A 21,515-nucleotide genomic window follows, 5' to 3' on the forward strand; every position below is an offset into this window, starting at 1 on the left:
ATGAGAGATTAGTGTCGTCTTTAGTCGGCGTCCAGTGTTCCATTGGTAGATAAATTTATCTACCCCCAAAATGCTACAAAAACGAAGATTCTGAAACAAATGGTAACAAGGTGTTTCTAAATGTAAAAAATAGAGTAAAAAATGATCACTCATCCTACCAGTTGAAAAAATTTTACAAAAAAGAGGGAACTTTTTTGAAAGACAAATTGAACTTTTTTCGAACGATATCATTCATTGATGAGGGAAAAGTGTACTGACAAATAAGAATGGCAACACGCTCAAAGCAGATTATTCTTAGTCGGAATAGGAATCGTTAATAAAAAAGCAAAAAATAGGGTAGTAAAAGGAAAACTGTGACAGTGCTCTCAAAATATTCAATCAGGGCCAATAGTTAATAATAAACAGTAGAGATAACAATATCGGGCCACTTAGTGACCCGATATGAATAACCATTTAAGCCGTATAACGGGCAATAGTCATTAGAATGCCGCGTTTCTTGGGGTACGTGGGAATGGGATCACTTCACGTACGTTGCTGACGCCAGTGACGTAAGCAATTAAACGCTCAAAACCAAGACCGAAACCAGAATGAGGCACGGTACCGTAACGGCGTAGATCACGATACCACCAGTAATCTTCTTTATTCATGCCCATTTCTTCTAAACGTGCATCCAGTCTATCTAAACGTTCTTCACGCTGAGAACCACCGATGATTTCGCCAATACCAGGGGCTAAGACGTCCATCGCAGCAACGGTTTTACCGTCTTCGTTAAGGCGCATATAGAAAGCTTTAATATCTTTCGGGTAGTTTTTAACCACCACAGGCGCTTTAAAGTGCTGCTCTGCTAAGTAACGTTCATGTTCAGAAGACATATCGACACCCCAGTAAACTGGGTTTTCGAATTTCTGACCACAAGTTTCGAGAATTTTGATCGCATCGGTATAGTCGACTTGTGCAAAATCAGAATTCACGAAACGTTCCAGACGGTTAATCACGTCTTTATCAACACGCTCAGCAAAGAATTCAAGGTCATCACGACGCTCTGTTAATGCCGCTTTAAATGCATATTTCAGCATTTTTTCAGCCAGACCCGCGATGTCATCTAAGTTAGCAAATGCCACTTCAGGCTCTAACATCCAGAATTCAGCCAAGTGGCGGCTGGTGTTGGAGTTTTCAGCACGGAAAGTTGGACCAAAGGTGTAGATTTTGCTTAATGCAGTCGCATAAGCTTCGCCGTTCAGCTGACCAGAAACGGTTAAGAAGGCTTCGCGACCGAAGAAATCTTCGCTGAAATCCACTTCGCCTTTGTCATTACGTGGCAAGTTGTTGTAGTCCAGTGTAGAAACACGGAACATTTCACCTGCGCCTTCAGTATCTGAAGCTGTGATAAGTGGGGTAGAGACCCAGAAGAAACCCTGTTCATCAAAGAAACGATGCAGAGCTTGCGCTAATGTGTGGCGAACACGTGCAACAGCACCGATTAAGTTAGTGCGTGGGCGCAAGTGAGCGGCTTCACGTAAAAACTCGACGCTGTGGCGTTTGGCTGCCATTGGGTAAGTGTCAGGATCTTCAACCCAACCAACGACTTTCACGGACGTTGCTTGCAATTCAAAAGATTGGCCTTGACCTTGAGATTCTGTCACGACACCGGTGACTTCCACAGAGCAGCCTGTGGTTAAATGCAGGACTTCGTCATTATAATTAGATAAATTATTATTGATGATAGCCTGTAATGGGTTAAAGCATGAACCGTCATAAACGGCGAGGAAAGAAAAACCAGCTTTTGAATCTCTCCTTGTACGTACCCAGCCTTGAACGGTGACTTCAGAGCCCACCGCCACACGGCCTTGCAGTACATCGACTACAGGCGCAACGATCATAAAAATTACTCTCTTTTAAATAATATTAACGATATGAGATGACGAGTATGCGTTATTGGGGTTGACTGCTTAAGGGTTTACAAAGAAACACTATATAAGAAGAAAACTCACGATAAGAAAAAGCGATAACCCGACATCTTTTCCGAAATCCCATATTTCAGGGGTAATCTGCTATGTTACTTGCCATTTGGCAGGAAACAAGTAAAAAATCGCTATCGGGTTATTAATTTGTTTTTAGCAGGCTTTTTCCATTTTAGGAAGGTCAAAGGCTTTGCGTAGCTGATTCACAAATTCATCATCTTCACAGATGGTTTTTCCGGGGCTATCGGATAATTTAGCAACGGGCTTGCCATTACATTCCACCAGCTTGATCACGATATTCATCGGAACCACGTTCGGAATGTTGCATGTAAGTCTTGTGCCAATGCCAAACACTAAATTGATCCGTTTGTGGAAATAGTGGTATAGCTCCAAGGCTTTTTGCAGGTCTAAATTATCGGAGAACACCAGCGTTTTACTCAGTGGGTCAATGCCCAATTTTTGATAATGGGCGATGGCTTTTTCACCCCATTCAATAGGATCCCCAGAATCGTGACGTAATCCTTGGTAACGATTAGCAAATTCGCGGTCAAAATCACGCAAGAAAGCATCCATCGTAATACAGTCGGTGAGGGCGATACCTAGATGATTTGGGTACTCATCTAGCCAGCTTTGTAGGGCTTCACGTTGGCTATTGGCGAGTTCAGGGCTTATCTGTTGATGAGCTTGGAACCATTCATGCGCTTGAGTGCCTACAGGCATTAAGCCCAATTCACGAGCCAATTTGTAGTTACTGGTACCCACTAAATAAGGGAATTCTTGCTTGAGCATACCCACGATAGCCGCTTGCACTTTATAGGAAAAACGGCGACGAGTACCGAAATCCATCAACTTAAAACCCGATAGATTCAATTGGCGTTCGCTGGCTTCTTGATAAAATAGTCCCAATAATTTGTGCAGTTGGTTAACAGCATCATCAGCGGTAATGGTAGGGTGTCTGTCACGTTGAACAATTTCACTCACTAACGCTAATAGTGGCACTTCCCACATAATCACTTCGCGCCACGGACCACTGATTCGCATTGCCAGTTGACCATTATCAGCAACACTGACGACAACTTGCTCAGGATTAAAGCGGAATGTTTTTAGCCATGAGAGGTAGTCTTCGGTGAAAAAGGGCAGAGTACGCAGGTACTGATATTCATCATCCGAAAGAGAAAGCTGTGCCATCAATTGAATCTGTTGTTCAATCTCATTGGCATAGGCACCTAAAATATCACTGCTACGGCAACGAAATTCAGCGACAACGGGAACTTGGTTGTAGCGGTGAAAAACGGCTTGCTGCATATGAAGCTTATAAGCATCGGTATCCAGCAGTGATGTAATAATCGGTGTTACGTCTAAATTCATGCGCGCAGAGTTCCTCGCGGAGCTGACTAATTGCTAAATCGTTAAAGTTGAAAAAGTATACCCGCTTTAACAAAAGATAGAAGTTTTATTCTATCTGTATGTTGTTGGAAGATAATTCAACTTTAATCCACCCAATTAACTGTTGAGTTAAACGCGTTCAACGTGGTCATTATTCTAAACGAATCTTCATTTACTGTTCGATAACATACTCAGAACAATAATCACTGAATGATACTAACATGTAAATTTAGATTTAATAGATCTATAGCACCAACAGGCAAACCGCATGCCCACAAAGTTGGATACTACTCTCATAAATTTGATGGGAAATAATAGAAAAATATCGCAATTTGTGATGAAAATGTTTCTCAAGTCCATTCACATTAGTTCATCTTATAGTATTGTATACAGTAGAAAGAGACTATGACACGGATATAACGAATAAAAAGGTTACCTATGACTCAGTTAAGACAAGCGAAATATCGTCAAGATTATCAAGCACCTGATTATACAATTACAGAAATATCCCTTGATTTTGACCTTGATCCCGCCAAAACCAAAGTGACCGCTATCAGTAAGGTGAAACGCCTTAATCCGCAATCTTCCACCTTAGAATTATTTGGTGAAGATTTAACTCTTATTAGCCTTAAAGTCGATGGTAAAGCGTGGACAAACTATAAAGAAGAATCAGGCAAGCTTATCATTGAATCGCTACCAGAGGCGTTTACACTGAGTATTGTTAATGAGATTAGCCCTGAGAAAAACAGTGCGTTAGAAGGTTTATATGTTTCTGGTGAAGCTTTGTGTACTCAGTGCGAGGCAGAAGGTTTCCGCCACATTACTTATTACCAAGATCGCCCCGATGTTTTAGCGCGTTACACCACCAAAATTACAGCAGACAAATCTCGCTATCCTTATTTACTTTCTAACGGTAACCGCATCGCGGAAGGTGAATTGGACGATGGTCGCCATTGGGTAAAATGGGAAGACCCATTCCCGAAACCAAGTTACTTATTTGCATTGGTCGCAGGGGACTTTGATGTGTTACGCGATGAGTTTGTGACTCGTACTGGTCGCAAAGTCGCATTAGAGTTATTTGTTGATAAAGGCAACTTAGACCGTGCGCCATGGGCCATGAAATCCCTGCAAAATGCAATGAAATGGGACGAAGAGCGTTTCGGTTTAGAATATGACCTTGATATTTATATGATTGTTGCCGTTGATTTCTTCAATATGGGCGCAATGGAAAATAAAGGTCTGAATGTATTTAACTCGAAGTACGTTTTAGCGAAAAGCGAAACTGCCACAGATAAAGATTATCTGAATATTGAATCTGTGATTGGTCACGAATATTTCCATAACTGGACAGGCAACCGTATTACTTGTCGTGACTGGTTCCAATTAAGTTTAAAAGAAGGGTTGACCGTATTCCGAGATCAAGAATTTAGCTCTGATTTAGGTTCACGTTCAGTTAACCGTATTAATAATGTCAAAGTCATGCGGGCGGCGCAGTTTGCGGAAGATGCAAGTCCAATGGCTCACCCGATCCGCCCTGAAAAAGTGATCGAGATGAACAACTTTTATACACTGACAGTGTATGAAAAAGGGTCTGAAGTCATCCGCATGATCCACACTTTGCTTGGAGAAGAGATGTTCCAAGCAGGGATCCAGCTGTATGTTCATCGCCATGATGGTAGCGCTGCAACCTGTGATGATTTCGTGCAGGCGATGGAAGATGCATCGAACGTGGATTTGTCTCTGTTCCGTCGCTGGTATAGTCAATCAGGAACGCCAGTGTTGACCGTTCGTGATGAATATTCGCCAGAAAAGCAACAATATACGCTGCATGTTAGCCAAATGACGCCACCAACTGCCGACCAAGCAGAAAAACAGCCTTTGCATATTCCATTGGATATCGAATTGTACGGTGAAGATGGTGCAGTGATCCCACTTAAGCGTGATGGAAGCTTGGTTAACTCAGTCTTAAATGTCACTCAAGCGTCACAAAGTTTTGTATTTGACCATGTGACTTCTCGCCCGGTGCCTTCTTTATTACGTGAGTTTTCTGCGCCAGTAAAATTGGATTATCCATATACGGATGCACAACTGGCATTTTTAATGCAGCATGCGAGCAATGAATTTTCTCGCTGGGATGCGGCGCAGCAACTGATTAATAACTACGCCAAAATTAACGTAGAAAAACTGCATAAAGGGGAAGCGCTAGTTCTGCCTGAGCATGTTGTGGATGCATTCCGCGCTGTATTGCTCAGTGATAATATTGACCCTGCATTAGCGGCTTTAATTTTGACTCTGCCTTCAGAAAATGAAATTGCGGAGTTGTTTAGTGTTATTGATCCTGTGGCAATCCATAACGCAATTGAGTTTATCCACTCAACTCTAGCGAATGAAATGCACGATGAATTCTTAACTGTTTATCGTTCGATTAATATTGATGGATATCGCGTTGATCACGGCGATATTGCACTGCGTTCACTGCGTAATACATGCTTGCAATATTTGGCGGCAGCGGACGATCGTGAGTTAGCGAATAAGCTGGTGGAAGCTCAATATCGCAGTGCGGATAATATGACCGATTCACTCGCGGCATTAACCGCTGCAAACGAAGCGGGCTTGCCATGTCATGCTGAGCTGATGTCAGATTTTGACGATCGTTGGCATCATGATGGCTTGGTGATGGATAAATGGTTTACGCTGCAAGGCACCAATCCAGCTAAAAACACTCTGGCAAAAGTACGTGAACTATTAAATCATCGCTCATTTAGCATGACTAACCCGAACCGTGTCCGTGCATTAGTGGGTTCATTTACGGCGGGTAACCCAGTTAACTTCCACGCGGAAGATAGCAGTGGTTATCAATTCCTGTATGAGATCTTAGTGGATCTGAATACCCGTAACCCGCAAGTGGCATCGCGATTAATTGAGCCATTAATCCGCTTTAAACGTTATGATGCGAAGCGCCAAGGTTTAATGCGTGAGGTTCTGGAAAAACTGAAAGGGTTAGAAAATCTTTCTGGAGATCTGTTTGAGAAGATAACTAAAGCGCTAGAAAGTTAATTCTTAGGATAGTAGGCAGTTAATTCTTAGAATAAATGCATGTAAGCCCTTAGATTTTCGAGTCTAAGGGCTTTTTTATGGTAGAAGATCAAAACAATTAGCACTTTTAGTGATATTTTCATGGATTATTACCCCACAGTTGGGGTAGCATATGTGCCGTTTTATCAAGCCAATCTCACTTGTATACTCACAAACCCTATTTGGTAAAACAGGTTTGGGGGTATTTTTGCACGCGCTGAGTTTGAGTGTGTCGTGTAGAGAAATGCATATTCAATCGTACTTAGACAGAAAGTAGGTTAATAGCTATGTTATATCACCTTGCCCGAAAGGCACTGTTTCAGCTCGACCCTGAAAAGGCCCATGAATTAACGTTTCGTCAGCTTCAGCGTTTAAACCACTCTCCTCTCCAATTCCTCCTTCGTCAATCCATTGCAACCAAACCCGTTACCTGTATGGGACTCTCCTTTAAAAATCCATTAGGTCTAGCCGCAGGACTCGACAAAAATGGCGAGTGCATTGATGCGTTTGGTGCTATGGGATTTGGTTTTGTAGAAATTGGAACCGTTACACCACGTCCTCAAGATGGAAATGACAAACCAAGATTATTCAGAGTTGTTGAAGCGGAAGGGATTATTAACCGCATGGGTTTCAACAATAAAGGGGTTGATAACCTTGTTGAGAACGTTAAAAAATCAACCTACGGCGGGATTATCGGGATTAATATTGGTAAGAATAAAGATACGCCCGTTGAGCATGGTAAAGACGATTATTTAATTTGTATGGATAAAGTGTATGCCCACGCAGGGTATATCGCGATTAATATTTCATCACCAAATACCCCTGGATTACGCACATTACAATATGGGGAAGCGCTGGATGATTTATTAAGTGGCATTAAAGAGAAGCAATTAGCATTGCAATCACTCCATCAGAAATATGTTCCTGTTGCGGTCAAAATTGCACCGGATTTAACTGAAGAAGAAATTGTGCAAGTGGCTGACAGTTTAGTGAGACATAATATTGATGGCGTTATTGCGACGAACACCACATTGGATCGTTCTTTAGTTCAAGGTTTAAATTACTGTAATGAAGCGGGTGGTTTAAGTGGTCGTCCGGTGCAATTAAAGAGTACCCAGGTCATTAAACTTATTTCCCGTGAATTAAATGGAAGGTTACCAATTATTGGTGTTGGTGGTATTGATTCATTAACTGCAGCCAGAGAAAAAATGGAAGCAGGGGCATCATTAATCCAAATTTATTCTGGTTTTATTTACCACGGACCAAAATTAATAAAGGATATTGTTAATCACATCTAAAAAATGGTGATTAATTATACAAGGGGGGTTTATTTATTCCCCCTTTTATCCTATATTAAGATTGAACATAAATTATATCCATTAAATGACAAGTTATACGTGTAGTTGTGCGGCATATAGTTATAGCTTTGCTACATATAGTTTTCGCTCATCTGATTAATTCGTTTTTAAAAAAGCCGATATTGACGTTTGCTTAATATTGATCAGTCTGTCGTGTATCTTTTTCTTTTAAGCTTTAGGATATAACAGAGATATGTTTAAAGGGATCTTAATAAAGGATCCAAACAAAGCTTATTTGCTTATAACATCGCTAAAGGATCGTTTATGAATATTAAACCTGATGATCATTGGCGTTGGTATTTTGATCGTGACCATGACAGAGTGATGTTAGATCTCGCCAACGGCATGATATTTCGGTCTTGTTTTCCAGCTAAAATGTTGACTGTTTCTGCACAAAATGAAATGCCTTTTAGTATTGAAGATGCGGCAGAGTTTTATTTATTTGATGAGCAAGCCAAGAGATTAAATATTAGTTATGAAGAGAGAGCGGAATTAGTCTTAAATAGCCTAGTTGCTTACCGCTTTTTAAAGCCCCAAATGCCAAAAAGTTGGTATTTTTCCAGTTTCCATTTTATGAGTACGCCAGAACGTGGTCAGTTAATTCAAGTGTGCTTAGAAAATACCAATGTTTATTCAACATTTATTATTGCAGAAGCGGGTCACTCAGCAAGCTTATGTTTATTAGCTGAGCCATCATTAGAATTACCGGATCGTACTTTACGATTCTGTGATCCAATTAAGATCATGAACGATCGAATGATGCATTATCAATCGAGAACCAAGCGTCTATTATATGGAAATGCTATGTAATTGATCACTGATGATCATATTCGTATTTCGATTACTTATGTGCGGAATAAAGTTTTCCATGTAAAATAAATAAAATGAAAAATAGGCATGATAAAATTTTTACGATAAATGTAGCTGAAGAATATGGGAAAAATTTATCTGTAATTAAGAGCCTCAACTAAAAGATTATTTTCTTAGTTGAGGCTTTATTTTTATTTAATCAGCTTGATTAAAAGCAAGCTTGATGGCAGTTTTTGGAATACAGCTACAAGCTAAAATATCTCCATTATCTTTGATAGCGCTTTGTTTTAGTGGGGTAACTTCCCCTTCAAGCAGTGAAATTCGGCAACGTCCACAAATTCCCGCGCGGCATGAATAAGGGATTGAAAGTCCGTGAGATTCAAGCTGTTCAAGGATCACATGCTCAGTATTTCCACTATATTCTATCTCTTCAAAAACTAGGTTTACGGTGGTTGGAGTTGGCTTTGTAGCCTGAGCAATAGGCGCTTCTCTATCGCGTAATGGATACTGTTTTGGCTGCTTAGTTTCCAATACAGTGAGGGTATCTCCAACGCGGATGATCCCCGTATTTTCGATTAATGCATTTTGTCCAAAATCCACATCACCGGAGTCATCCATCCGGAAGGTTTGCAGTGTAGCAAGAGGCTCTGCATGGGGGTGTTTGATCCCTTTTTCTGGGCTGACGGTGGTCAAAATACAGCGGCTACAAGGTTTATCTAAGGTGAAGATTACATCACCAATTTGAATGCGTTTCCAACTATCTTCTTCGAACGGCTTAGCGCCGGTAATAATTAAGTTACCGCGAAATTGTTCGAGTTTTACGCTGGCAGGACAGCGGCGTTGTAGCTCTTGTACTGAGGCTTCATTGATAAGTAAAAATGGGTAGCCATCGGCGAAAGATAAGGGAACGTCTTGGTGCTTTTTGACTCGACGAGATAGTTCAGGACTTAACCATCTTAGTTGGACTGGCTCGTCAAAAAAGCTGCTTAACCAACTATTTATCTCATCAGGTGCAATAAGTGCATGAAAATGATTGCCCCAAACTTCTGTAGGACTCTGCTTCTCATTAAAGTCCTGATACAATACGGTGGCGCTTTCACCATTAGGTGCTTTTAGATAAAGCCCATTATTGAGCATAGCCGGGGTAAATAATAACATCTGCGGATATTTGCGCGCAGTGATAAACTTACCTTCTAATGTGGTGACCATAAAGTTACGATCAAACGTCAATCCGCTGATATCAGCGTAACCATGAGATAGACGAATGCCCCTCATTGACTTGACTGGGTGTGTATACAGGCGCGAAAGCGTAATCATTTTTTAATCCTATAATTGTTGTGCAGCAACTTTATGACAAGTGCATGAGATTAGCTATAATGCGCAACAATTTTTCATCGAAATCGGTAATAAATACTATGAATTTTCTGTTTGCCAGCACAGCTCGAGGCCTGGAAGAACTACTGAAAACTGAATTGGAAGCGCTAGGCGCTAGCCAGTGCAAAGTGGCACAAGGGGGCGTCTATTTTCAGGCTGATGACCGTGTGATGTATCAAAGTCTGCTGTGGAGTCGACTGGCATCCCGTATTTTATTACCGTTGAATGATTTTGATGTCTATAGCGATCTTGATTTATATCTGGGTGTTCAAGCGATTGATTGGTCTGAAATCTTCGATGTGAATGACACATTTGTGGTGCATTTCACTGGAACCAACGAAGAGATCCGCAATAGCCAATACGGGGCATTGAAAGTGAAAGATGCCATCGTCGACAGCTTTGTGCGTAAATTAGACCAGCGCCCGAATGTTGCTCGCCAAGAAGCCGATATTCGTATTAACGTCTACTTAAATAAAGAACGCGCAAGTGTGGCACTCGACTTGAGCGGAGATTCACTGCACATTCGTGGTTATCGTGACCTTGCCGGACAAGCACCATTAAAAGAGACGTTAGCCGCAGCAATTATTAGTCGTTCAGGTTGGCAGAAAAATACTCCAATGGTCGACCCAATGTGTGGTTCTGGAACACTATTAATTGAAGCGGCAATGATTGCCGCAGATAGAGCGCCGGGATTATATCGCCAGCATTGGGGATTCAATGCATGGTTGAAACATAACCCTGAATTATGGCGTGAAGTTGTCACGGAAGCTCAGGTACGTTTCCGCCAAGGCTTGAAAGATACCACTTCCCGTTTCTATGGTTTTGATATTGATAAGCGTGTGCTGGATATGGCGCGTGCTAATGCTCGTCGTGCAGGATTGCAAGATTTAATCACTTTCAATCATGGTGATGCTGCGGCGCTGGAAAACCCAGTTAAAACGGATATCAAGGGAACCATTATCAGTAACCCACCATACGGTGAGCGTCTGGAAAGTGAACCAGCATTAATCGCATTACATAGCCAATTTGGTCGTATTGTGAAAGCGCGTTTCCCAGGCTGGCGTTTATCGATTTTCAGCGCATCTCCTGAATTATTAAGTTGCTTACAATTACGTTCTGAACGTGAATTTAAAGCGAAAAATGGTCCACTGGATTGTGTACAGAAAAACTATCAATTAGCGGAAACGCCATCAGAAACTATTGCGGAAATTTCACCAGATTTTGCTAACCGTTTACGTAAAAACCAGAAAAAACTGGTGAAATGGGCGAAGCAGCAAGGTGTTGATTGCTACCGTCTATATGATGCGGATTTACCTGAATACAATGTGGCTGTGGATATTTATGGCGACAAAGTCGTTATTCAAGAATACGCACCGCCAAAAACCGTTGATGAGCGTAAAGCGCGTCAGCGCCTGTTCGATGTGATCACCGCGACAATGAATGTCCTTGAGTTAACCTCGAATCAATTAGTATTGAAAACGCGTCAGCGCCAAAAAGGTAAACAACAGTACGAAAAATTAGCGCAGAAAGATGATTTCTTTTTAGTGAATGAATATAACGCTAAATTGTTAGTTAACTTAACTGACTATCTGGATACTGGGTTATTCCTCGACCACCGTATTGCTCGTCGTATGTTAGGTGAAATGAGCCGTGGTAAGGACTTCTTAAACCTCTTTTGCTACACCGGTACTGCCACCGTTCATGCGGGGCTAGGTGGTGCGAAGAGCACAACCTCTGTGGATATGTCTCGTACCTATTTAGAGTGGGCAGAGAAAAACTTGCAAGCCAACCAGCTTACAGGTCGCCAGCACCGTTTAATGCAAGCGGATTGTTTGAATTGGTTAGCCAATACTGATGAGCAATTTGACTTGATTTTCATCGATCCACCGACGTTCTCAAACTCGAAACGTATGGATGGAACCTTTGACGTTCAACGTGACCATGTGCAATTAATCACCCATTTGAAACGTATGTTGCGTCGCGGTGGTACCGTGATGTTCTCCAACAACAAGCGCGGATTTAAAATGGATCTCGAAGCACTGACTGAACTTGGCCTAAAAGCACAAGAAATCACCGCTAAGACACTGTCAGAAGACTTCGCACGTAACCGTCAAATTCACAACTGCTGGTTAATTAGCCACGCAGAGTAAGGAACAGAATTAATGGCTTTGATTAATTTATCGGGTGCATACCTCGCGTTTAGTGATGCGCCTCTGTTAGACAATACTGAAATTCATATTGAAGATAATGAACGTGTTTGTTTAGTGGGTCGCAACGGGGCAGGAAAATCGACCCTGATGCGTGTCTTGACGAAAGAGCAGCCACTGGATGATGGTTCATTAACTTATGAACAAGATTTAATTGTTGCTCGCTTACAGCAGGATCCACCGCGTAACGTGGAAGGCACTATTTTTGACTTTGTGGCCGAAGGTGTTGCTGAACAAGCACAATATTTAAAAGATTATCACCATGTTGCTAAGCTGGTGGAATCTGATCCAAGCGAGAAAAACTTAAATAAGCTGGCAGACCTTCAAGAAGTTCTGGATAACTTAAATCTCTGGTTATTAGACTCGCGTATTAATGATGTGCTCAAAAAACTGGGTTTACCGGCGGATGCGGAGTTATCTTCATTATCTGGTGGTTGGTTGCGTAAAGCGGCATTAGGACGTGCCTTGGTCAGCAATCCTCGCGTGCTTTTCTTAGATGAGCCGACTAACCACTTAGATATTGAAACCATTTTATGGTTAGAAACCTTTTTGAAAGATTTCCAAGGTAGCATCGTCTTTATTTCCCATGACCGTTCTTTCATTCGTAATATGGCAACCCGTATTATCGATTTAGACCGTGGTCAGCTCGCTTCTTGGCCGGGTAACTATGATGATTATCTGATCAATAAAGAAGAAGCGCTGCGTGTTGAAGAGATGCAAAATGCGGAGTTTGATCGCAAATTAGCACAGGAAGAAGCCTGGATCCGTCAAGGGATCAAAGCGCGTCGTACCCGTAATGAAGGCCGTGTTCGCGCGCTGAAAGCATTGCGAGTAGAACGCTCGGAACGTCGCGAAGTGATGGGCACTGCGCGTATGCAAGTGGGTGAAGCAGCGCGTTCCGGTAAAATTGTATTTGAGTTAGAAAACGTTAATTATCAAGTTGATAATAAAGTTTTAGTGAAAGATTTCTCTGCGCAAGTGATGCGTGGCGATAAAATTGCATTGGTAGGACCTAACGGTTGTGGTAAAACCACACTGTTACGTTTAATGCTCGGCGATTTACAAGCAGATAGTGGACGCGTTCACTGTGGGACTAAACTTGAAGTTGCGTATTTCGACCAGCACCGCGCAGCACTGGACCCAGATAAAACTGTTATGGATAACCTTGCGGAAGGTAAGCAAGAGGTCATGGTTAATGGTAAACCTCGTCATGTATTGGGTTACCTGCAAGACTTTATGTTCCCGCCAAAACGCGCGATGACGCCTGTAAGAGCGTTATCCGGTGGTGAGCGTAACCGCTTATTATTAGCGCGTTTATTCTTAAAACCAAGTAATTTGCTGATCCTCGATGAACCAACCAACGACCTTGATGTTGAAACATTAGAGTTACTGGAAGAGCTGGTGGATGGGTATCAAGGTACCGTTTTATTAGTTAGCCATGATAGAGAATTCGTGGATAACAGCGTAACAGAGTGCTGGATTTTCGAAGGTAACGGCGAAATTAACCGCTTTGTGGGGGGCTATAATGATGCTCAACAACAAAGAGCACAAACCGTACGTCTGAAATCAGAGCAAACCAGTAAAGTAGCTGCGCCAGAAAAAGAATCTAAGCCAAAAGAAGCTCCTAAACGTGCAAATAAGCTTAGCTATAATTTATTGCGTGAATTAGAGCAATTACCGGCGAAATTAGAGCAACTTGAAGGGGAAATTGAAACTCTTCAAGCACAAATTGGCGATGCAGATTTCTTTAATCAGCCACATGATGTGACTGAGCAAGCGTTAACTGAACTTGCCGCTAAAGAACAAGAGTTAGAACAGGCGTTTGATCGTTGGCAGGAGCTAGAGCTGTTGAAAAACGGTTGATATGACGGCTTGAATCAAAAGGAGAGAAAACACCTTGTGTTCTCATGAGCCCCATGAACATGTGCTCTGTCCACAGTGCGACATGATGGTTGCTGTTCCTGAATTGGAACAAGGAAATAAAGCCACATGTCCGCGTTGTGAAACAACACTCATATCCAAGTGGCGTTATCCTTACAGGCAACCCGCAGCATATGCATTTAGTGCATTGATTATGCTGGTAATTGCCTGTCTTTTCCCATTTGTAAAAATGAGTGCAGCTGGCATTGAGAATGAAATCTCCATGTTTCAAATCATCGAGATTATTATGGGGACGCGTTACAGCGGCTTAGCGCTGTTTTTTCTCCTATTTTCTTTGATTATTCCTGCATTTTGCATGGTGACTATCATCTTGTTAGGGCTGCAGGTTCACCTTCCCAAATCGATCAAAGTGCTTATAACCCGAATTCTCTTTCAGATGAAATCATGGTGTATGGCGGAGATTTTTTTGGCGGGGGTATTAGTTAGTTTTGTTAAGTTAATTGCTTATGGTGATATTGGCATTGGGATGAGTTTTCTCCCTTATTGCGCATTTTGTATGATGCAAGTGCGAGCGTTCCAGTGCCTAGATCGACATTGGTTATGGAACCGAATTGAAGAGGCGCCCAAACTCAATAAGCCGCTGATTGTTGGGAAAACAGGAATTAGTCAAGATGTGCGTTTATGTTTAGTTTGTACGGCAATTTTGCCAGCAGACCAACATGAATGTCCGCGTTGCCATGCTCATGGTAGCGTACGTAAAAAGCAAAGTTTGCAGTGGACTTTGGCATTATTGTTAACTTCTATTTTGCTTTATATTCCCGCAAACGTTCTGCCGGTGATGACAACAAACGCCTTAGGTAGTGGGCTGCCTTCTACTATCATGGATGGTGTGATCCTTCTTTGGGAAGATGGTTCATTCCCCGTCGCCATGATTATTTTTATTGCCAGTATTATGGTGCCTTCCTTGAAAATGATTGGTATAGCGTGGCTATGCCTCGACTCTAAAGGGTTTGGTAACCGTGATCCTCATCGAATGCATTTTATTTATGAGTTGGTGGAGTATGTTGGTCGCTGGTCAATGATCGATGTGTTTGTGATTACCATTTTGACTGCATTGGTTCAAATGGGGCAGTTAATGAATATCGTACCGGCACTGGGGGTTATTTTCTTCGGTGTAGTGGTGATTTTAACGATGTTTGCCGCAATGACATTTGATCCTCGCTTAACATGGGATCGTTGTGAAAAGAGAGATGCAGTTAAGACTGTTGAACAAGAAGGAGCCGCAGGGTGACAGATCAAGAAACACCACAGGTCAATGCTAAAGTGAGTAAGTTAAAGAGCTGGTCACCGGTTTGGGTGATCCCGATTGTGACTCTACTCATCGGTGCTTGGATCATGTTTTACCATTTCAGCCATCAAGGCCCAGAAGTGACGTTAATCACTTACAGTGCGGAAGGGGTTGAAGCAGGTAAAACCAAAATTAAAAGCCGTAGCGTGGATATTGGGGTGGTTGAAAGCGTCACCCTCGATGCTAATTTTAGCCGCGTGATTATTAAAGCCCGCTTGAATCCTGAAATGGAAGGTTTGCTACGCTCTGATTCTGCCTTTTGGATAGTGAAACCTACGATAGGTCGTGATGGGGTAACAGGGCTAGGTACTCTGTTATCAGGGGCTTATATTGAATTGCAGCCGGGGTTAGCGGCAAAAGAACATTTTGAGTTTACGTTATTAGATACGCCGCCTTTGGCGTCTCCTGATGCTAAAGGTAAACGGATTATTTTAACCAGTGACAAAGCAGGGCAGTTAAATGCTGGCGACCCTGTGTTATTCCGTGGTTATCGTGTCGGATCTGTTGAAACCAGTAATTTTGATATGGATAAACGCGATATGCGTTATCAGCTGTTTATCAATGCACCATATGACAAGTTAATTAGTAGCAACGTGCGTTTCTGGAAAGATAGCGGTATTGCCTTTGATATGTCTTCCCAAGGTGTGCATGTTTCTATGGGGTCGGTGGCGACATTATTAACTGGTGGCGTGAGTTTTGATGTGCCTGAAGGGTGGGTACCAGGAGAAACAGTTAAAGAGAATGCACAGTTCGAACTGTTTGATACCCAATCAAGTATTCAGGATTCGTTATACACCACATACCAAGATTTTGTGCTGTTCTTCTCTGATTCTGTGCGCGGTTTACAGCCGGGTGCGCCAGTAGAATTCCGCGGTATTCGCTTAGGTACAGTGGCACAAGTGCCATTCTATACAGCGGGTCTGGATCAATCACTGGATAATAACTTCCGTATTCCTGTTCTTATTCATATCGAACCAGAGCGTTTTTCTAAGGATGTTGGTAAAGACTTTAACCTGAAAAATGAACTGAATCTGGCGATGAAAAATGGCTTAAGAGCCTCGTTAAAGTCCGGTAATTTATTAACGGGTGCACTGTATATCGACCTCGACTTTATTCCAGATGTGCCAGAGTACAAAGGCCCTTATGTTATTGCTGGCTATAAAATTATTCCAACACATAGTGGTGGTTTAGCGCAGATCCAACAGAAAGTGATTGCTGTACTGGATAAAATCAACAATATGCCAATTGAGCCTATGTTGAAACAAACAACGCAAACATTAGCTGAAGGTCAAAAACTGGTTCAAGAAGCAAATGTGATGTTTACACAGTTGAATAAATTGATGTCTAGCAAAGAGTTCCAGAGTTTACCTGCTGACATGCAAAAATCACTGAAAGAGATAAACAAAACGATGCAAGGCTTCCAACCAGGCTCACCAGCCTATAATAAGATGGTTGATGATATGCAGCGTTTAGATCAAGTACTGCGTGAAGTACAACCACTACTGCGCACGCTGAATAATAAGAGCAATGCGCTCGTGTTTGAAGCAGAACCAAGCAAGGACGTTGTGCCTAAAGGAGTGAAAAAATAATGAGATATCTATTAGCGATAGGCGTTTTTCTCCTGGCGGCTTGTAGTAGCACCCCAGAAAAAATGTATTATCAATTACCGATGAAGGCCCCTGAAGTTCAATCTGTGGCCGTGATGGATAAAGGACAAATCTGGTTACAGCGTATTACGCTGGCGGATGTGCTGACATCAAATGGGATAACTTACCAAACGTCCGATGTGGCTTATTCAAATGCGAGTGCGCATTTATGGGCAAGCCCGTTAGAGCAACAATTAGGGCAATCAATGGTGCGTGAGCTATCTTCTGCTCTACCGGATAGATTTATCTCATTACAACCTTTGCAGAACTCACCTGAGACGTTAGATATCACTCTAACGGCATTTAATGGTCGTTATGATGGGAAAGTGTTAGTGCAGGGATTTTGGACATTGATGCGTGGCGACAAAGTTGTACGCCGCAACTTTGATATCCAATTAGAACAGCAAGAAGATGGTTATCCTGAATTAGTCAGAACATTAGCGAGTGGTTGGCAAAAAGTGGCGGCAGATATTGCGCAAGAGATAAGCAAGCCATAATTTGATCATGATTTTGTTGTGAAATGAATGCACTACCGTAAAACGTAGTGCATTTTTTTGTTATTTTACAATTCAAAAAGTGAATATTAAAAAACTTAATTAACTGATAAATAATGAATTTATTTTTATTCATTTGAATATCAGTAGGTTGTGATTATCTCGAAATGTAGGTCACATTTATCATAATTATGACAATAATATGAAATTCTTTACTTGCATTTCTCATGGACGGGCGCTATTTGTATAGTGTATCTATTAACAAAAAATAGATGCTGTTTTCTTTTCCATTTAAATGATGAGGGAAGTAAGGCATGAAAAGACAGAAGCGAGATCGTTTAGAAAGAGCGTTATCAAGAGGTTATCAAGCAGGCTTAACCGGACGTTCCAAAGAATTATGTCCTTATCAGGCAGTAGATGCCCGTTCGCATTGGCTAGGTGGTTGGCGAAAAGCGATGGAGGACAGAGCGGCAGTAGCCGTTTAATTGGTCATTTAACGAGGATCATTAAATTATTTTGCGGAAATTAATTAGACGCATAATTTAATACCATCCCCCTGAAATTATAAACCTCCGCATTTGCGGAGGTTTGCATTTAAGGCAAGCTACGATTAGAACGCGCTTGTATCCTTAAATAAGCCGACTTTCAGGTCTGTTGCAGCATAAATCAGTTTGCCGTCTACCAGCACTTCACCATCAGCTAATCCCATAATTAACTTGCGGTTAATCACGCGTTTAAAGTTAATACGGTAAGTGACTTTTTTTGCGGTCGGTAATACTTGTCCAGTGAATTTCACTTCACCAACACCTAACGCACGACCTTTACCTTCACCGCCTAACCAGCCGAGGTAAAAACCAACCAGTTGCCACATAGCATCAAGACCTAAGCAACCTGGCATAACAGGGTCATTCGTGAAGTGGCAACCAAAGAACCATAAATCTGGATTGATATCCAGTTCAGCTTCAACGTAGCCTTTATCAAATGTACCACCATCTTCGGTCATTTTGATGATGCGATCCATCATCAACATATTACCTGATGGCAATGGAGGACCATTTTCCCCAAATAATTCGCCTCTTCCAGAAGCCTCTAAATCTTCTTTTGTATAGGATTCGCGTTTATCAACCATGATCTTCAGATAGCCTTTATTATGTGTAGGCCAACAGAATAGCTTACACTTGTACGCTGAACAACTCCGATCAGCTAATATTTACTCAATCTTTACTTAGCCCATCCACTTTAAAAACCAAGGTAATCTAGACTTATCCGGTGAATTTGCTTGGTTTATGCGTTCTTGAATTAAAGCTAACAAGTGTACGTTATCACCTTCTACTTGTTGTTCAAAGTAAGGTTGTTTCGTTAATAGAGAAATTGCTTGAGCAACGTGTTCTACCGGCCAAATATGGAATTTTTCCTCTTTGACGGCTTTAATCACTTCTTCTTTTAAACATAGGTGGCGGACATTAGACATTGGGATGATGACACCTTGATTACCTGTCAGCTCGCGCTTGTCGCAGATATCAAAAAATCCTTCAATCTTTTCGTTAACACCACCGATAGGCTGAACATAGCCAAATTGGTCAACCGCGCCAGTGACGGCAATTTGTTGGTCGATAGGCTGTAATGATAATGCGCTAATTAAGGCACACAGTTCAGCTAATGAAGCGCTATCACCGTCAACTTCACCGTAAGATTGTTCAAATACAATGGAGGCAGAGAAAGGCTGAGGTTGCTCTAATTTTAATTCGTAGTTTAAGTAGGCCTGCATAATCATCATGCCTTTTGCATGAATATTGCCACCTAATTCTGCTTTGCGCTCGACGTCGGTAAACTCACCATCGCCTAGATGTGCCACGCAGGTGATCCGTGATGGTTCACCAATTGCGTCAGGGTATCCCGGATACTGTAAGACAGATAGCCCGTTAATTTGCCCAACAACTTCTCCTTCAGTTTTAATCAAAACTTGCTCTTGCAGGATGTCGTCTTGATTGCGTTCAACAAGGAAAGAATGACGCCATAAACGATTTTCTTCGGCTTGAGAGAATGATTCAGCCGTTAAATGACCTTCGTTAGCGTATTGAGCCGCATTGATTAAGCTTCGAGTTAGCCAGTTAATATCGAGCGGTAAATTGTACTTATCTTCGCAACAACGTGTCGCTTGCAAAATAAACTGAGGCCAGCCGTCAGCTGCAATTTCAGGTAGCTGGTTGCTGTTGATAATGAATTTAATAAAATTCATCCATAAGCTTAATTGTTCTTCGTCTTCGAAAAACATGAGAGGCTCATATTCTGCATATATTGAACAATCAAATAGCTCAGGCGCTGCAAATTCGAACTCTTCTAGTATGAGTCTATCACCAACCACAATCACTTTGAGTTCAAGTGGTTGTGGTTCAATTTCAATCGGTAAGGTTTGATTTTCACTATGTGGCAGCCACTCTAATTGACGGCGAGTCACCATATTTTTTAGCCGAGTCCACATTAATGGCTGAGTAACCAACGAGGTAGCAGAAATAACGAGGACTCCACCGTTAATTTGGTGTAGCAAACCTGGGACTAGATTTTGATTTGGTGTGATATAGCCGAACAGTTGTTCCGGTTCAATCCAGTGTCGATAAGCAATTTTTTCTTGTGAGGAAAAACGACCAGTAACATCGTTTTGCCATTGATATCGTTGTTTATCTTCAGATAACTGATAGTCCCCATTGATAGCTTGGGTTTTATCCAATAGCGGGGTGATAGTGTCAGTAAATAGTTTGAGATACTCTTCACTTTCGTCAGACTTGATGAACATAAAGCGCGTTTGAGCATATTCACGAATGAAATGCTGCATCCCATCGAATAATCTTGGTTGAATATCAGCCAATGTTGCTGGAGTCAACGTCGCTGAAGAGACAAATTTTGTCTGAAAAGACGATAAGTTAGGAGTTAGGCCTTGCCATGTTAATTCTTGACTGATCACTATAATTATCTGCTATTAGTATGGTTATCAATAAATGCCTGCCAATCAGCAGGGCGCATATGCCTGAGTTTATTTCTATGCCGTCTGTTTTATATACAATTTCAGGCTAATTTATTACCTTAAAATATTTTCGGCTTAAGATTGTTATATTAGCCTTTGAACGCTAATCTTGCAGCAATATTTGTCGAAATATCGAGTTAGAATAAAGAAAACATGAGTGCGACGGGTAAACTCAGTGGCCATGTAAAGCCAATCAGAAGCGCGCTCAATAATCTCATGCAAAAACTAGGATCTTTGGTTACTAGCAGGGCGAATAACGCTGAACATACTCCTCCAATCCCATAGATAAGAAGTATGTGTTCAAAAGTGGACATGCGATTTTAGTGGTTTGTTAACGTGTGGATGCGAATTGTACACTATTTTTTTATTTACTGTTATTTTCTTTGTGTTAATCAATGGATAATCGATTAAATGAAATCCACCTTGAGCATTTTTCTTATATTATTGCTAATATAATGATAGGTACGATTTTCTTCGGGAAAAAATATGAAATATCAGCAACTTGAAAATCTTGAATGTGGCTGGAAATGGGAATATCTAGTCAATAAAGCGAGAAGCGGGGAGCCTATTACCCGATATATAGAAAGAAGTGCGGAGCAAGAGGCAATTGAGCTGTTGTTAAAGCTGGAAAATACGCCTGTGGATGTATTGAAGTGGATTGCAGATCACATGTCCCCTCAATTAGATAACCGTATGAAACAGAGTATTCGTGCGCGTCGTAAACGTCACTTTAATGCTGAACATCCACATACTCGAAAAAAGTCGATTGATTTAAATTATTCGGTTTGGCAACGACTATCTAATTTGGCAGTAAAACGGAATAAAACCTTATCAGAGACGATTATTCAGCTAATTGAAGATGCGGAACATAAAGATAAGTATGAGAGCCAAATGAGTTTATTGAAGCATGATCTTCAAGCGATCTTAGGTAAGTCGGAGAAAGAGTAACGATT

Annotated in this window: 16 protein-coding genes; 10 read left to right on the forward strand and 6 right to left on the reverse strand. The window is 41.6% G+C overall.

Going from position 1 to position 21,515, the window contains the following annotated elements; all coding sequences use genetic code 11:
* Window positions 1-479: 479 nt before the first annotated feature.
* On the reverse strand, window positions 480-1,880 hold the full coding sequence (gene asnS, locus ACY3ZI_RS07065) for an asparagine--tRNA ligase (protein ID WP_036951723.1): 1,401 nt from the start codon (window positions 1,878-1,880) through the stop codon (window positions 480-482).
* A 234-nt stretch (window positions 1,881-2,114) separates the two neighbouring features.
* The gene (gene pncB / locus ACY3ZI_RS07070) at window positions 2,115-3,329 is read right to left on the reverse strand and encodes a nicotinate phosphoribosyltransferase (RefSeq protein WP_211885142.1); all 1,215 of its coding nucleotides are present in this window, start codon (window positions 3,327-3,329) and stop codon (window positions 2,115-2,117) included.
* A gap of 456 nt (window positions 3,330-3,785) precedes the next feature.
* On the opposite strand from pncB, the gene pepN reads away from it, so the two are divergent.
* The 3 genes from pepN (at window position 3,786) to ACY3ZI_RS07085 (ending at window position 8,590) form a co-directional block, all read left to right on the forward strand.
* Window positions 3,786-6,404, forward strand: coding sequence for an aminopeptidase N (pepN, locus tag ACY3ZI_RS07075; RefSeq protein ID WP_487376747.1), 2,619 nt, complete (start codon window positions 3,786-3,788; stop codon window positions 6,402-6,404).
* A 305-nt stretch (window positions 6,405-6,709) separates the two neighbouring features.
* Complete coding sequence (gene pyrD / locus ACY3ZI_RS07080) at window positions 6,710-7,720, forward strand: quinone-dependent dihydroorotate dehydrogenase (protein WP_036951716.1); 1,011 nt, start codon at window positions 6,710-6,712, stop codon at window positions 7,718-7,720.
* Between the two features lie 324 nt (window positions 7,721-8,044).
* Entirely contained in the window at window positions 8,045-8,590 is a 546-nt protein-coding gene (locus ACY3ZI_RS07085) for a cell division protein ZapC (protein WP_154600317.1), read from the forward strand.
* A 195-nt stretch (window positions 8,591-8,785) separates the two neighbouring features.
* On the opposite strand, the gene ACY3ZI_RS07090 is transcribed toward ACY3ZI_RS07085, so the two are convergent.
* Window positions 8,786-9,907 (reverse strand): YcbX family protein, encoded by a 1,122-nt coding sequence (locus ACY3ZI_RS07090; protein WP_487376750.1) that lies wholly within the window; start codon window positions 9,905-9,907, stop codon window positions 8,786-8,788.
* A gap of 98 nt (window positions 9,908-10,005) precedes the next feature.
* On the opposite strand from ACY3ZI_RS07090, the gene rlmKL reads away from it, so the two are divergent.
* The 6 genes from rlmKL (at window position 10,006) to rmf (ending at window position 18,025) form a co-directional block, all read left to right on the forward strand.
* Window positions 10,006-12,114: a bifunctional 23S rRNA (guanine(2069)-N(7))-methyltransferase RlmK/23S rRNA (guanine(2445)-N(2))-methyltransferase RlmL gene (gene rlmKL / locus ACY3ZI_RS07095; RefSeq protein WP_211885149.1), complete on the forward strand. Its 2,109-nt coding sequence runs from the start codon at window positions 10,006-10,008 to the stop codon at window positions 12,112-12,114.
* A gap of 12 nt (window positions 12,115-12,126) precedes the next feature.
* Window positions 12,127-14,034, forward strand: coding sequence for an ABC transporter ATP-binding protein (locus tag ACY3ZI_RS07100; protein WP_211885150.1), 1,908 nt, complete (start codon window positions 12,127-12,129; stop codon window positions 14,032-14,034).
* Between the two features lie 34 nt (window positions 14,035-14,068).
* A complete protein-coding gene (pqiA, locus tag ACY3ZI_RS07105) occupies window positions 14,069-15,343 on the forward strand; it encodes a membrane integrity-associated transporter subunit PqiA (protein WP_132494521.1) in 1,275 nt (424 codons plus the stop codon).
* Window positions 15,340-16,989 carry an intermembrane transport protein PqiB gene (pqiB, locus tag ACY3ZI_RS07110; RefSeq protein WP_211885151.1) on the forward strand — a complete coding sequence of 550 codons (1,650 nt, stop codon included), beginning with the start codon at window positions 15,340-15,342 and terminating at the stop codon, window positions 16,987-16,989. The genes pqiA and pqiB overlap by 4 nt, the downstream gene beginning before the upstream one ends.
* Complete coding sequence (gene pqiC / locus ACY3ZI_RS07115) at window positions 16,989-17,543, forward strand: membrane integrity-associated transporter subunit PqiC (RefSeq protein ID WP_108478892.1); 555 nt, start codon at window positions 16,989-16,991, stop codon at window positions 17,541-17,543. The genes pqiB and pqiC overlap by 1 nt, the downstream gene beginning before the upstream one ends.
* A 311-nt stretch (window positions 17,544-17,854) precedes the next feature.
* Entirely contained in the window at window positions 17,855-18,025 is a 171-nt protein-coding gene (gene rmf, locus ACY3ZI_RS07120) for a ribosome modulation factor (RefSeq protein WP_036951696.1), read from the forward strand.
* A 125-nt stretch (window positions 18,026-18,150) separates the two neighbouring features.
* On the opposite strand, the gene fabA is transcribed toward rmf, so the two are convergent.
* The 3 genes from fabA to ACY3ZI_RS07135 all read right to left on the reverse strand — a co-directional run bounded on the left by fabA (window position 18,151) and on the right by ACY3ZI_RS07135 (window position 20,876).
* On the reverse strand, window positions 18,151-18,669 hold the full coding sequence (fabA, locus tag ACY3ZI_RS07125; protein ID WP_036951692.1) for a bifunctional 3-hydroxydecanoyl-ACP dehydratase/trans-2-decenoyl-ACP isomerase: 519 nt from the start codon (window positions 18,667-18,669) through the stop codon (window positions 18,151-18,153).
* Window positions 18,670-18,765: 96 nt separating this feature from the next.
* Entirely contained in the window at window positions 18,766-20,502 is a 1,737-nt protein-coding gene (locus ACY3ZI_RS07130) for an AAA family ATPase (protein WP_211885152.1), read from the reverse strand.
* A gap of 197 nt (window positions 20,503-20,699) precedes the next feature.
* Window positions 20,700-20,876, reverse strand: coding sequence for a GhoT/OrtT family toxin (locus ACY3ZI_RS07135; RefSeq protein WP_071992149.1), 177 nt, complete (start codon window positions 20,874-20,876; stop codon window positions 20,700-20,702).
* A 172-nt stretch (window positions 20,877-21,048) separates the two neighbouring features.
* On the opposite strand from ACY3ZI_RS07135, the gene matP reads away from it, so the two are divergent.
* Window positions 21,049-21,510: a macrodomain Ter protein MatP gene (gene matP, locus ACY3ZI_RS07140; RefSeq protein ID WP_108478890.1), complete on the forward strand. Its 462-nt coding sequence runs from the start codon at window positions 21,049-21,051 to the stop codon at window positions 21,508-21,510.
* Window positions 21,511-21,515: the final 5 nt, after the last annotated feature.

The sequence above is a fragment of the Providencia sp. LY12 genome (genome assembly GCF_057621555.1).